12 protein-coding genes are annotated in these 12,921 nt (G+C 49.1%); 10 read left to right on the top strand and 2 right to left on the bottom strand.

What is annotated here, in order from left to right:
* Positions 1–7 precede the first annotated feature (7 nt).
* The 7 genes from ACES2G_RS12450 (at position 8) to ACES2G_RS12420 (ending at position 7,851) form a co-directional block, all read left to right on the top strand.
* The gene (locus ACES2G_RS12450) at positions 8–2,803 is read left to right on the top strand and encodes a hypothetical protein (protein WP_374000350.1); all 2,796 of its coding nucleotides are present in this window, start codon (positions 8–10) and stop codon (positions 2,801–2,803) included.
* Positions 2,800–3,297: a hypothetical protein gene (locus ACES2G_RS12445; protein WP_347358967.1), complete on the top strand. Its 498-nt coding sequence runs from the start codon at positions 2,800–2,802 to the stop codon at positions 3,295–3,297. Before ACES2G_RS12450 ends, ACES2G_RS12445 begins: the two co-directional genes overlap by 4 nt.
* On the top strand, positions 3,294–4,256 hold the full coding sequence (locus ACES2G_RS12440) for a Tfp pilus assembly protein FimT/FimU (RefSeq protein WP_374000349.1): 963 nt from the start codon (positions 3,294–3,296) through the stop codon (positions 4,254–4,256). The genes ACES2G_RS12445 and ACES2G_RS12440 overlap by 4 nt, the downstream gene beginning before the upstream one ends.
* Before the next feature lie 34 nt (positions 4,257–4,290).
* A complete protein-coding gene (locus tag ACES2G_RS12435; RefSeq protein ID WP_374000348.1) occupies positions 4,291–5,436 on the top strand; it encodes an EF-hand domain-containing protein in 1,146 nt (381 codons plus the stop codon).
* A 142-nt stretch (positions 5,437–5,578) separates the two neighbouring features.
* Entirely contained in the window at positions 5,579–6,025 is a 447-nt protein-coding gene (locus ACES2G_RS12430; RefSeq protein WP_347358970.1) for an Hsp20/alpha crystallin family protein, read from the top strand.
* A 49-nt stretch (positions 6,026–6,074) separates the two neighbouring features.
* A complete protein-coding gene (hutI, locus tag ACES2G_RS12425; protein ID WP_374000347.1) occupies positions 6,075–7,319 on the top strand; it encodes an imidazolonepropionase in 1,245 nt (414 codons plus the stop codon).
* Between the two features lie 100 nt (positions 7,320–7,419).
* Positions 7,420–7,851 (top strand): hypothetical protein, encoded by a 432-nt coding sequence (locus tag ACES2G_RS12420; protein WP_347358972.1) that lies wholly within the window; start codon positions 7,420–7,422, stop codon positions 7,849–7,851.
* A 193-nt stretch (positions 7,852–8,044) separates the two neighbouring features.
* On the opposite strand, the gene ACES2G_RS12415 is transcribed toward ACES2G_RS12420, so the two are convergent.
* On the bottom strand, positions 8,045–8,815 hold the full coding sequence (locus tag ACES2G_RS12415; RefSeq protein ID WP_347358973.1) for a lysophospholipid acyltransferase family protein: 771 nt from the start codon (positions 8,813–8,815) through the stop codon (positions 8,045–8,047).
* A gap of 21 nt (positions 8,816–8,836) precedes the next feature.
* On the opposite strand from ACES2G_RS12415, the gene glpK reads away from it, so the two are divergent.
* The 3 genes from glpK (at position 8,837) to ACES2G_RS12400 (ending at position 11,815) form a co-directional block, all read left to right on the top strand.
* On the top strand, positions 8,837–10,324 hold the full coding sequence (glpK, locus tag ACES2G_RS12410) for a glycerol kinase GlpK (RefSeq protein WP_347358974.1): 1,488 nt from the start codon (positions 8,837–8,839) through the stop codon (positions 10,322–10,324).
* A gap of 3 nt (positions 10,325–10,327) precedes the next feature.
* Positions 10,328–11,041, top strand: coding sequence for a PilZ domain-containing protein (locus tag ACES2G_RS12405; protein WP_347358975.1), 714 nt, complete (start codon positions 10,328–10,330; stop codon positions 11,039–11,041).
* Positions 11,042–11,122: 81 nt separating this feature from the next.
* Entirely contained in the window at positions 11,123–11,815 is a 693-nt protein-coding gene (locus tag ACES2G_RS12400) for a beta-sandwich domain-containing protein (protein ID WP_374000346.1), read from the top strand.
* 24 nt (positions 11,816–11,839) lie between these two features.
* Here the strand turns inward: ACES2G_RS12400 and ACES2G_RS12395 are convergent, their stop codons facing one another.
* A complete protein-coding gene (locus ACES2G_RS12395) occupies positions 11,840–12,895 on the bottom strand; it encodes a substrate-binding domain-containing protein (protein ID WP_347359275.1) in 1,056 nt (351 codons plus the stop codon).
* Positions 12,896–12,921: the final 26 nt, after the last annotated feature.

Raw genomic sequence — 12,921 nt, 5'->3', positions numbered from 1 at the left:
AACCACTGTGAAATCAGTCCGTAGGGCACGTTCTGTCTTTAATAATAGGGGAAGCGCTTTCGTCCAGGCTCTTGTGGCTGTGGGCGTTGTCGGCGTTATGATCTACTTCCTTTCTCCGACGGTCGTTAAGCATAGAACCCAAGTCACAAAAACCGCATCGATCATCACGGCGCGATTGGCGCTGCACTCGATGGTCGATTACACTCTGTTTGGTATCCGCCAGCGCTGGTGTTTTTCTGAGTCCTGGATGCAGGAAAGCTGTGGAAAAAGTGTCCCTGCAACAGCTGTTGAGTTGTTAAATCACCCACGCTCTGTTGAGCGTCTTCTGATGAAGAAAGAAACCGTCGCATTCTTGCGAGTGATCGGTATTGCTAATCCGGATAAGGTTCCGGTTTCAAAAATCCGTCAAAGAATCAATATCGAGTCATTCTCTGCCTTGCATCCGGTTTACAGAATCATAGCCGATCTGAAAGGCTACACAGTAGCTGCCATTGATGTGGAGATTTCGCGCGACTTGCGTGCTTCGATTCCGGAGTACGGGCGGGAAGTGTATCTTCGTGTCGATGTGAGTTTGCTGGATCGAGGCGGCAAGGTCATTGAGGTTGGGTCCAGCACGCTGAAGACAACTTCCTATGTCGGGGTTTATCCTCGCGAGGTCGGAAGCTTTGCTGTGATGGTGGCCGGAGATCTTTATCTGGATAAAACATCCAGTGCGACGTCCGGTCTTAAGAAGGGTGATGCCATCATCAAACAAACCGGCTCACGTCTGGCAAATATCAAGTATCCGGGATTGGTCTTCGAAAGCCCGGTTTTCGTCAACGGTTCTGTACATCTTCCGATAGCGCCCGATTCAGGGATTGATCTGGAGGGCGGTGATACGGTGTATACTCCTGTTACCTTTAAAGACAAAGTTGTCTTGGGGGATGGGCCGGTCATGCGTAGCGGGCAAGAATTTAAACCACGCTACGCTGGTCAGCAGAATGACCAGTTCTGGGCGCAGATTCGTCAGTTTGGTGGATTCCAAAAAGGCGTCGAGGTCGATGGAGCCCGGGATTTGGGATTGGATTATCTTTCAGGCTTTGCTACTGGCGAAACAGTGAATGCCAATCTTATGGCGCAATGTCTGCGCCATGAAAAAATCAAATACGAACTGGCGAATACCAATAACAGCCAATTGACAGGGCAGTTGTTGCAGCAAAAAGGCAGCAAGTATAATTACCGTTTGGCGTTGACCGACGGAAATCTTTTTACTGTTCAGAATAAAGCCGTTGAAAAACCGAATTCCGTCGATAACTGGTGGGGTGTCAGAGATTTGTTGAAAGACTTTTCGTTGAGCCAGGACCAGTTGGCGGCAACTCGGTATAAGGTCAAGTTTGGCAACATGTATATCCAGGGCGAGATTCCGGCAGAAGGCTCTGTGACCTTGGAGCCAAAGATTGATCTGCGTCCTCTGGAAAAAAGTTTAGAGCGTCAGGTCAGTCAGGCAGAGTCTGATGTGAGTAGCAGCCAGTCGCGTCTGAATCAGGCGGCGCGCTCTGTGGAAAGAGCGGCTCGCGATGTGGAAGATGCCGAAAATGATGTGGAAAGAGAGGAGCGTCGCAGTCCGGTCGATAAAGATCGTCTGGCACGAGCGCGTTCTAACTTATCCGGCGCGCGCAATGATCTGGCTCAAGCCCGTCAGTACAAAGATCGGATGGAAGCGGAGCTGGACGCGAACGAGAAAAAACTTAGCGCCACCCGTACGCAGCTTAGCAAGGTGCGTGCAAGTATGGATGTTCAGCCTAAGATTCATCTGACGATGAAAAAACCAATTAAGCCGGGTGATGACGATCCGAAGAAAAATAATTCCAATGCATCCTTCCAGGATTTGGATATCAGCTTCGATAACGCTTCCATGCTGGTCAACACCATGGGAGAGCGCCTGCCGGTTTCTATTGAATTAGAAGCCTATGATGTCGGGTATTACAGTGGTCGAAATCTACGGATTGGGAATGGTTGGGCTTCCAACAATAAAGGCTGGTTGGTCTTTGAGCCGGATGGTGCTGATTTCAACGTGGCAAAGCGTTTACAGGATTCCTCAGGTAAAGCCAAAGACGGCTATCCGGAGGATATCGATCCGTATATTAATTTGGACAGAGCCTGTGAGGCGATGGGTGAAAGTTCATCGGCCTTTGGTGGATCTGACTGGTCCCAGTCGTTTGCATCATCAGCTCGACAGTCGTGGTCGTTTACCAATAAGGCGGAAGAAGCTAAAGACTTTATCTTCGACAAAAACAATGCTCATTGGGAAACGGGTGGCGTTAGCACGGCTGCGTTCCATGTCGTGTCTCTGGCCAAGACCTGCTACATTAAATCCGATGCAAACTTTGTATCTGGTTTTATGAATTGCGAAAAATTAGTCATTGAATCCAGAGACAAACCGCTCAGAATCGTCGGCAGCTTTATTCTGGCGCAAGGCATGTCCATAGACGATTCGGCTTATCGCAGCGGCATTCGCTGGAGTACGATCTATCATTCCATGGCGACTTATGAACTGCGTAAAGCCGGAGTTCTAAAAGGCAACAACAGTGCAGACTGTTCGGTGATCAACAGATATCCGGTATGGCATCCATACCCAAGTATTACTGACGTTTCTAACCTGTACAGATGTAATGCCATTTCTTTGCGTGCAAAAGCAGATCCGTTCCGTTGGACCGCTGTGGATCCGGATTGTGGCTTCATTAAAAACAGCAACTCGACAGTTTGTAAAAACCGTCTGGTGCGGTTCTATGTCTTAGAGATTTCACGGGAGTCCGGCATATGAAGTCCCTCATCCGAAACCAACAAGGTATTTCTATTCTCGAGGTCTTGTTAGGACTTGCCATGCTGACGTTGGTGGGGTCCTTCTTTATTTCAGGAATTCTGAGCATGAAGAAAGTGGCTACGGACAGTGGCGTGAAGAATTCCGTCTATAAGCAAATCAATGACGTCATCGAGAACATCCGACCTAATGTGCGCATGTATCAGATCAACTATTTCACCACAGACAAAGAACGTGAAGCGGCGCTGGCTAAGGACAAGCTGCCCATGGCCTGGGGGAATGGGATGATGGCCACAGCCAAGGATTGTCCCGGCTGTCCGGGGCGCTATGGTTTTACGATTCAGGCCTATCCCGGCATGAAAGGCTTGTATCTGGTGACGGTCCGTTTGACACACAAGGATTGGTCGGACGGTACAGATAAAAATGGCAAAGCTGCCAAGCTCACACCGGCTAACTATGGCTCGGTGGATTATCAGTTTGTGGTGAATGCACAATGATGAAGAATCAACGCGGTTTTACTTTAGCAGAAATGATCGTTGGTGTGGCCCTGATGGGAATCATGGGCATGGTGGCGGCGTCGTTCTTTGTCTTTACGGCAAAGACGAAGACCGAAATTACCAATGAGATCGAAGACAAAGTTGACAGTATTTTGGCTGAGCGCATGATTTTGAGGGATTTAAAGAACTCAGAACCTTCATTCAATAATCTGACGGTCCTGGACGACTATGGGCGCCGTTTCTTCGACTTTGTTTCGGATGCCTCTGAAACTACGGTTGATAACTCTGAACGCAAGCTGACTTTGGAGCCTGGGCGTCGCAATGAGCTTATATTTGTTTCAATGGCCGAACGAAAGGGTGGGACGATTCTGTACACTCCGGCGTCAGCCTATGAAGTGGGGAATCCTCCTGCGGACCCAAGACAAGCGGCTTCTTTGAACTTCGTGTCCTTGAATAGAAAGAACGAAGTGACTTTTGCCAACGATAAAATCTGGATCACTGGAAATGTGGTGATGCTGGATACGCCAACTACGGTGCGGGAAATGACTTCAGCGGGTCCTGATTACTCCAAGCCCGCGCGTTCGCCGATTTTCCTGGGGGTGGTGGCGAACTCGGGGGCCAGTCTTCTGGTACGCCCGAATCTGGGAAACCTCATCGACATGACAAACCCAATGTATCCTCATGAGACAATTACCAACGAAGATAAGTTCTTAAGGGATATACCGCCAATGGGAGGTGCTGCTCCTCTTGTGCGCTTGAAAGTTGTTAATATAATCAAGTATTATTTAGCCAAGGATCAAAGCGGGAAGCAAATCAACCTGTGGAGATCGGTTTACGGATTGCAGGGGTTTGGTCAAGGTCAGCTGTTTGCATATGACGTGCAAAAAGTTGAGTTCTCTCGTAAGGACGCAAAGGATTCTTTGATTTACTTCAAGATCGTTCGTCCAGAGAAGAAATAGCTTGGATATTTAAGGGGAATAAAAGGGGGCTTGTATGTTTATGCGTAAAGGGCTTTGCGCCGCCGCAGTATTAGTGGCATCGGGCGCAGTATCTGCTCAGACCGAACAGCAACCAGCAGCGGTGAATTCCGGCGCGGGGGGCTCGGCAGGATTTCAGGGGGTCGTTCTTTCTGGCCAGGCTACGCGGGCTTCATCTGATGGGGTTACCATCAATGTGGCGAATACGTGCTTTGGTACAAATCTTCGTCACGTCTCGAATCCAATCTCCCCAGCTTCGGACATTGAAATGCAAATCACCATGAACATTAAAGGCGCTATGAAAACCTATACGGTGGTCTATCCGTCTGACGTTGTGATGAGGGCGGGTGATTCCAATGTAGTGGTAATTAAGAGTGATACGGTGAAGGCCAGCTATGCTGGAAACAATGTCAGGATCGTTTTGCCGATCAACTTTAATACGACGGTCGACGAACAGGGAAATATCTCAGACGACTTTGAGGCCAAGCTTGAGGCCATTAAATTTAACCAAACTTTTGCTCCTGGCCGCGCCTTGCAGCAGTATATGGGTTATAACGGCCCACTCTCCGCGACAGTTTACACCAGCGGCTCCAAAGACGGCCGTCAGTACAGCATCTCGGCGTTCTTCCCGGGTGAAAACGGCTATTGCGGCGGTTACTTCTCTCCGCTGATGGTCTTCTTCGATGATAAGCTTCCTCAATTCTCTGCTTCTGTAGATTTCCCATTGAATCCGACAGGCAAGACCATGTGGCCAGAAGCCGGTGCGCCGGGTGCCTTTATCGCCGTGGATCGTAATGGCGATGGTCTGATCACAACCGAAGATGAGCTGTTTGGTAATCAAGGTGATAAATACAAAAACGGTTTTGAGGCCTTGCGCGAGTTCGATTCCAACAAAGACGACGTGATTGATAAGAAAGATAAAGACTTTGCGAAATTACTTCTGTGGTTTGATAAAAACGGCGATGGCAAAGTGCAAAAAGGTGAGTTGGTACCATTTAAGTCACGCATCGAATCAGTATCATTGAAGTACGATGCCTCGGCTGTAGGTTCCGTTGCCGACCGCGCGGAAATTCGCGAGAAGAGCACCTTCGTCTTCAAGGAAAAAGGCAAGAAGAAGGAGGGCCGCGTGATCGATATGTGGTTCTCTCCGAAAATGAAATAGTCCAGTTTTGAATAACAAAATTAGAAAGCCGGAGTGTGTAAAAGCACTCCGGCTTTCTAATTTTTGACAGATCAGATTCCCGGTCGTTGACCCACAGTCTGATAGGGCCATAATTCAGAAAAAAGCAAAAAAGGGAGGAATTATGCCGATGCGTTCTTTGGCGCCTTGGAACAGCCAGCGCCGCTTGGGGTCCTCGGACCTCTTTAATCAGTTCGAAGACTTTATTAGTGATTTTGATCGGGGATTGGGTTCAAGTCTGGCGCGATCAGGGATGGATTTTGCGCCTGCTGTGGATGTGGAAGAAAAGGACAATGTGTATCTGGTGACGGCAGATTTGCCTGGGATGAAGAAGAATGAGATCAAGGTGGATCTGTCTGACAATGTGCTGACGATCTCTGGGGAACGCACTCGTCAAAGTAAAGGCGAAGGTCGCTATACGGAAAGATCTTATGGTCGGTTCCTAAGATCCTTCACGTTGCCGACGCAAGTGAATTCTGAAAAGATTGAGGCTCATTTCGAGGACGGTGTGCTGCATATTTCGCTGCCAAAGGCAGAAGGTGCGCGCAGTCATAGTATCAAGATTATGTAGGGCCAAGATTTTAGCTTGATCCTCGGGACCCATGTGCTTGAATAAGTGCATGGGTATTCTGCTTAAAAATATTTCGACACTACTGACCTTGCAGGGAGCTTCCGCCAAAAATGGCCGCCATATCAAAGAGGAAGATTTGGGGATCATGAACCAGGCTTCCGTGGTTATGGATAAAGATAAAATTGTCTGGGTTGGTCCGCATAAAAAGCTTCCTAAAGAATGGGCCAAGAAAAAAGGAATGCGTGAACTGGACATGAAGGGCAAAACCGTTTTGCCGGGCTTCGTGGAATGTCATACACACTTGATTTTTGCCGGGGACCGCGCCGCTGAGTTTGAAATGCGCAATCAAGGGGTGAGCTATCAAGAGATCGCTGCGAAAGGCGGCGGGATCTTATCCACCATGAAAAAAACACGCTCATCTTCATTGAAAGATCTTGTGGCGACCGGGCAGAAGCGGGTGGATCATTTTCTTTCTCAAGGTGTTACAACCCTGGAAGTCAAATCGGGCTATGCCTTAAACCTCAAAGATGAAATCAAGGTGCTGCAAGCAGTGCAGGAACTCAAAGGTCCTCGCACCGTCAGTACGTTCCTGGGGGCTCATGCCTTGCCACCGGAATACAAATCCTATGAAGAGTACTTAGCTTTCCTGGGGGAAAAGGTTCTTCCCGTCGTTGCTAAAAAGAAATTGGCTCGTCGAGTGGATGTGTTTATTGAAAAAGGCTTCTTCCCAGTGGAGGCTTCTGAAAGGTATCTGCGCCGGGCTCAGGAGCTGGGGTTTGAAGTCTTGATTCATGCGGACCAAATGTCTTTAAGTGGCGGCAGTGAAGTGGCTGTGCGTATTGGGGCGCTTTCTGGGGATCATCTGCTGCAGGTGGAAGAAAAAGAAATCCGCAATCTGGCAAAATCCGAAGTGACGGGAGTGCTGCTGCCGACAGCGGATCTTTACACGAAAACAAAATATCCTCCGGCACGTGCGATGATTGATGCCGGAGTGCGAGTGGCCCTGGCGACAGATTTTAATCCCGGCACATCGCCGACGCAGGATTTGAATCTTGTGGGGCTGCTGGCGCGCTTGGAAATGAAGATGAGTTTGCCGGAGGTCATCGCGGCCTACACCGTCGGTGCAGCTCACGCCTTGAATCTTCACAAAGAGATTGGCTCTATCGAAGTTGGCAAATCTGCTGATATTATGGGCATTGATCAAGAGTGGTCGTGTCTGTTCTACAGCGTAGGAGAGGCGGCCGAGAAGGTCGTTTTCTCGAGAGGAAAGAAGGTTTTTGATTCCTTAAGTTAATCTGATGCGTCAGAAAATTTAAGATTCTTAAAATTTCCTTTGAATTAGGGAGGGTTTTCTTCCTAGTCTTGGGTTGTGTCTGTGGAGGGGGAGCTACAACATGAGATCGTCATACACCACTTTAATGCAGTCGAAGTATTTTAATCCTGCTTTTAATAGTGCCATCTTTGATGGTCCCGTGCGTATCTACTTTGCCCAGTTCCATGAGGCACTGGCGCTCAAGATCTATTTCTTGATTCAACAAAAGCTCACGGCCGAGATGGCAAAGGCCAAGGAGATTTCCAAGGCTTCGGGAGCCAACATTCTGGTGATGGTCTATCCAACAGAAGACAGCTTCTTGTTGTCCTTTGAAGACGCGGCCAAGCACATCGGGCCTTTGGAAGTTGAAAAGTGGCACGATGACGTGGTAATCGGCCTGCGCGGTCCTATTGAAGATGAAAACCTCGACCTTTTGGTTGAGACTTTGCGTCTCACAATGGAAAACTGGCGTCCAGCCCCTGTGGTGCGCACTACCTCTCCTGCGGAAGTGTGATACAATCTGAAACATGAATAAACGAGGTCAAATCGTGGTGGAGTACGTGCTCCTCCTCGTCCTAGCCGTGAGTCTTGCTGCTTTGCTGGTCAGTCGACTGGTGAGCCGCAATGCCGATGACCCCGGCATCCTGGTCGCGAAATGGCATAACATCTTAGAGGTTATCGCCGACGATCTCCCTGATGGGAAATAGCTAGAGGAAGGCGTTGCCGCGTTTTTGCAGCTCTTCTTCGATGGCAGTCTGCATTTTTTCCTGAATATCCTGAGCGATTTCATTCATCAAATCAGAATCATTGACGGCTTCCGGCTTATAGGGAAGTGCAATGGGCTCTAGAAAGCGAATGCGCCACTTTGCGGGCAGGGGAATCACATTCAAAGGCAGAGGGATGACGGTGCCTTTCAGGAACTTGGTGAATTTTAATTTCTTCAGATTGATATGGGTTTCCTCTGCGCCCAGGACAACCACTGGAACAATGGGGCATTGCGCTTCCAAGGCCATACGGACAAAACCACGTTTGAATTCCTGCAGCTGATAGCGCTCAGAGGTGGGTTTGAAGTTCCCTTGCTCACCTTCGGGGAAAAGAACGATGGCATTTCCTTTTTTCAGAGCATTCACACCATTTTCATAGGTGGCTTCGGTAAAACCCATTTTGTTGGCGGGAATGGCCGTGGTCTCGGTCAAAAACCAAAAGTGGTGAGTCAGGACCCGCGGAACACGTTTGGCTTCCTGTTGGACAATATGCCCCAGCAAGATGGCATCAAAACCGGAATAGCCGGAATGATTCGGTGCTAGTACAACGGCGCCTCGCCGAGGAATGTTTTCGACGCCCTCAATCTCCAGACGGAAGTATTTGCGCATGATTTCCAGAAGAAAGCGCGGCAGAACACGAAAAATCAAAGTGTCGCGATCCAAGGAGCGCAAACCAAAAATTTTTTCGTTGGGTTTCTTCAGGAAATTCTTCATTATTAATACATCGATTGGAGAATGTTTATGTCTTCTTTTATCATGGCCATTGACCAAGGGACAACCAGCTCAAGAACTTGCATCATCAATCAAGCCGGAGGTCTTGTCGCGGAGGCGCGTGAGGCCTTCAAACAGATTTTCCCCAAGCCCGGCTGGGTGGAGCATGATCCTGAAGATATCTGGTATTCCACGCAAAGATCCATGCGGTTGGCATTGGAAAAGGCGGGTATCAAGGGCTCACAAATCCGCACTATTGGTATCACCAATCAGCGTGAAACAGTTATGCTGTGGGATTCACAAAGTGGCAAGGCTTTGCACAACGCGATTGTTTGGCAGTGTCGTCGCACGCAGGAGATCTGCGAGAAACTGAAGAAAAACAAAAAAGAAAAAATGATTACTGCCAAAACCGGATTGGTTTTGGACCCGTACTTCTCTGCGACCAAGATACAATGGTTGCTTAAGCACGTTCCCAACGCGGCCAAAAAGGCTCGCGAAGGGCGTGCTCTTGCGGGAACAGTGGACAGTTTCCTTTTGTGGAAGTTGACCTCGGGGCAGTCGCATAAGACAGATGTGAGTAATGCCTCACGCACGATGCTGATGAATATCCATACCGGGTGGTGGGATCAGGATCTTTTGAAGCTTTTCAGCATTCCAGAGGGAATTCTGCCAGAGATCTGTCCTTCCAACGCGGACTTTGGTGTGACGCAAGGATTGGGGTTCATGCCCGATGGTATTCCGGTGACCGGGATTGTCGGGGATCAGCAGGCGGCGTTGTTTGGACAAACTTGCTTTGATGTCGGTGATTCCAAGTGCACTTTCGGGACTGGAAGCTTCCTGCTTTTGAATACCGGAAAAAAAGCGGTGAAATCCAAGAACAAACTTTTAACGACCATTGCCTGGAAACTGAAGAACCAAGAAATGACTTATGCGCTTGAAGGCGGAGCTTTCGTCTGCGGTGCCGCAGTTCAGTGGTTGCGTGATGGATTGGGTTTGATTCAGCAGTCGTCAGATGTTGAGGCGTTGGCGAAGACCGTACAAACCACCGAAGGGGTGGAGTTCGTCCCGGCGTTGACGGGCTTGGGTGCGCCTCACTGGCGGCCTGAGGCTCGCGGTGTGATTTGTGGTTTAACTCGTGGAAGCACCAAGGCCCACATTGCACGTGCAACCTTGGAAGCGATGGCTTTGCAGAACGTGGATATTCTAAATACCATGCAAAAAGATCTTGGCAAAAAACTGCGTGGGGTCCGAGTTGATGGCGGTGCCGCAGCCAATGATCTTTTGATGCAATTGCAGGCGGATTATTGTGGTGCGAATGTGGTTCGTCCCAAAAATCTGGAAACCACAGCTTTGGGAGCAGCCTTCATGGCGGGCCTGGGCGCTGGGGTGTGGAAAGACTTAAAAGAAATCAAACGTGTCTGGAAGGTGGATCAGGAGTTCAAGGTGAAGATGGCTCCGAAAGAGCGCAAAGCCCGGTTGCAAAAGTGGGCTGAAGCTTTGGAGAGAGTGTAACGCATGAACGGTCCGGGTGCTCAGGCAATCTTTAAAAAAGTGGCTGTGTCTGAAAAGAAGCTTCTGTTTCGGGAGATCGCCGATGACAAGCTTCAGCTTTCGATGAAAGGCTCTGTTCATGAAGAGGTCTTTCATTTGATTGCTGTGCAGGTTGATAAAGATGAAGCCTTGCTTTGTCATCATACGGCGGATTCCAAGGATGTCACTGCAGCTCAAAAAGTGGTGGTGAATTTTCCGTTTAAAAACGAGCGCTATTTTTTTCAAACAGAACTGTCTTTCAGCGTTGGTTGGGCCGTTTTAAAGACGGATGTGGATTTGTTTCAACTGCAACGCCGGGCCAACGCGCGTATTGATTTGCCGCCCAAGTACGAGGCCATCTTTAGTATTTTGAACCATAGCAGCCGGGTTTATTTCATTGAATCCCGCGTGAAAGATGTCAGTGCCGGAGGGCTAAAGATCGACTTTAAAGGGGCTGTGCCTGAACTTAAAATCGGTGATCGCATTAAAGGCGCTCTGCGTCTTGGGTCTCGCCGCGCTATGGAGTTTGAGGTGGAGGTGCGTTTTGCCCAGAAACGGGAACAGGCTGGGGAGACCTTCCAAACAGCGGGCTTGCAGTTCTTAAACGTCAATCAGATGTTAGAAACGCGCTTATTGAGTTTGATGATGGATCTTCAGCGGGAGTTGTTCCTGAAGTACCCGAAAAAAGATGGAAGATAGATCCGACGAGTCAAAAATGGTGCCATTTTGTCCGGCATGAATTTTGGAAAGACTCCTATGTCTGATTAAAAAGGAGTCTTTATGAAACTACCATTGATGTCCGCTCTTTTGGCCGCAGCTGTTGTGCTGCAAAGCCCGTTTGTTTCTGCGCAAATCCGCCCTGATCGTGGCAATGATGATCGTCGCGAAGATCGCCGTGGAGACAACCGTGATGATCACCGTGATGATCACCGTGGCCCAGGCCGCTACGATGATGACCGCCGCGATGACCGCCATGGGGGCATTCGCCCTCGTCCAGAACCACGTCCGCCGGTAAGACCGAATCCACGTCCTGATCCGTATCCACATCCAAATCCTCGTCCAGAGCCATATCCAAATCCGTATCCTCCGCACAATCCATATCCACCTCCAGGCAATCACTATGGGGAATCCAGTGTACAGTTTTATGGAATCAGTCGTCGCAGTGGTGGTGAGTGGTTGCGTGTGCAGTTCAACTATGCGGCTTACGTGGACTATGTTCGTGTGAGTGTTTACCGTGCTGGTGTTCAGTTGCATGAGACTTATGCGATCACTCAAAGTGGACGCCGCATTCAATTGCATCGTTTAAGCTACACAGGCACTTTCTACTCTGGTTTGACGTCTGAATATCTGACAGCCGGAGAAAGAATTGTAGCGATTGATATTCGTGCTGAATCCATGGGTGGCAATGCGGACCTGGATGTGCGTGTGTCATCCAGCTATGGTGCGCCTTCTATTTACCCTGTTCGTTACTAGTTTAAGAAAAAAACTGGAGGCCCTTTAGTGGCCTCCAGGATACCAAATCTTCGTATAGGATTCTTCAAAAGGAATCCGGCCTTCCATCTCTTTTAAAGTATGTTCGTCCAAAGATTTCTTTGTCACTTCGATAGGGTCACTGACATAACCGCTGGCGGAAAGCCCGGCAAAGGCCCGATTAAGCTCATCAGCGATTTGCCAGCCTTGAGCACGTAAAGGCTCTGCAATCGTTGCGACTTGCTGGGAAAGGCCGGACTTGATTCGAGTCAAAGCTGTGACGGATCCGTCTCCGGCAGAAATATTCACAATCTCTTTTCTGCCAATTTTCTTCAGTGGAAAGTTCATGTGATCGAAGTAAATATCGTTGATTGCCAGCGTATGAGTCCACTTTTTGCCAAATTTTTTATGAAGAGTTTCGACAGCTTTTGGGGCTTCCTGATCGGCATTAGATATAGGTAAATCCAGAGTTGCCAGAACTGTAGCCTCTTTGGATTCCTCCAAAATCTTTTTCATGCGGTCGGTTTTGGCCAGAGCAATGGAAAAGTGGCTGTCAGTAATTAGGACGACCCCGGCTTTACGTGGGCCGAGCTTTTTCACTAAGAGGGCAGATCTTTCCGCGACGGCCAGTGGGTCCGTGGTAATATTCGTAAAGAGCAGTTTGGACGGACCGGGTTTGGCAGAGGCATGCCATCCAAGCACTCGGATTCCGGCAGCTTGAGCACGTTTAATTTCCTCAGGATAGTCTTCGGCATCAAAGCCTCCAAGGATCAGGCCGTCCACTTTTTGTGATGCGGAATGAACCAACTGCTGGCGAATGAGGGCCGGGTTTCCTTTTCCATCAAAAATATGGGCCCGCCACTTAAGGACTCGTACAGCCGAAAGAAAGCTTTCGCTAACTGCACTGGTACCACCATTTTTTAGGTCTGAGGCAATGAAGTGAATTGTGCGAAAATCCTGTGCTTGGGGGCCCGTTGTCGGGCCAGCCCATTTGGCTTTGTCCGGATGATGTGCCTGTGAGGCTGATGGTGTAAAAAGCAAAAAAGCTGCGATGGAGGACAGGCAAATAATATGGCTAATCATTGTCCCCAGCATACATGGTCATTATG

Source organism: Bdellovibrio bacteriovorus, from assembly GCF_041888015.1.
Classification (GTDB): Bacteria; Bdellovibrionota; Bdellovibrionia; order Bdellovibrionales; family Bdellovibrionaceae; genus Bdellovibrio.
This window is presented reverse-complemented; position numbering and strand designations above follow the sequence as displayed.

What these genes read in the sequence shown, in the direction of transcription:
- ACES2G_RS12400 (WP_374000346.1), top strand. Translation starts at nt 11,123, where the DNA reads ATGAAACTACCATTGATGTCCGCTCTTTTGGCCGCAGCTGTTGTGCTG.
- ACES2G_RS12415 (WP_347358973.1), bottom strand. Translation starts at nt 8,815, where the DNA reads ATGAAGAATTTCCTGAAGAAACCCAACGAAAAAATTTTTGGTTTGCGC.
- ACES2G_RS12430 (WP_347358970.1), top strand. Translation starts at nt 5,579, where the DNA reads ATGCCGATGCGTTCTTTGGCGCCTTGGAACAGCCAGCGCCGCTTGGGG.
- hutI (WP_374000347.1), top strand. Translation starts at nt 6,075, where the DNA reads ATGGGTATTCTGCTTAAAAATATTTCGACACTACTGACCTTGCAGGGA.
- ACES2G_RS12420 (WP_347358972.1), top strand. Translation starts at nt 7,420, where the DNA reads ATGAGATCGTCATACACCACTTTAATGCAGTCGAAGTATTTTAATCCT.
- ACES2G_RS12435 (WP_374000348.1), top strand. Translation starts at nt 4,291, where the DNA reads ATGTTTATGCGTAAAGGGCTTTGCGCCGCCGCAGTATTAGTGGCATCG.
- glpK (WP_347358974.1), top strand. Translation starts at nt 8,837, where the DNA reads ATGTTTATGTCTTCTTTTATCATGGCCATTGACCAAGGGACAACCAGC.
- ACES2G_RS12395 (WP_347359275.1), bottom strand. Translation starts at nt 12,895, where the DNA reads ATGATTAGCCATATTATTTGCCTGTCCTCCATCGCAGCTTTTTTGCTT.
- ACES2G_RS12440 (WP_374000349.1), top strand. Translation starts at nt 3,294, where the DNA reads ATGATGAAGAATCAACGCGGTTTTACTTTAGCAGAAATGATCGTTGGT.
- ACES2G_RS12405 (WP_347358975.1), top strand. Translation starts at nt 10,328, where the DNA reads ATGAACGGTCCGGGTGCTCAGGCAATCTTTAAAAAAGTGGCTGTGTCT.
- ACES2G_RS12445 (WP_347358967.1), top strand. Translation starts at nt 2,800, where the DNA reads ATGAAGTCCCTCATCCGAAACCAACAAGGTATTTCTATTCTCGAGGTC.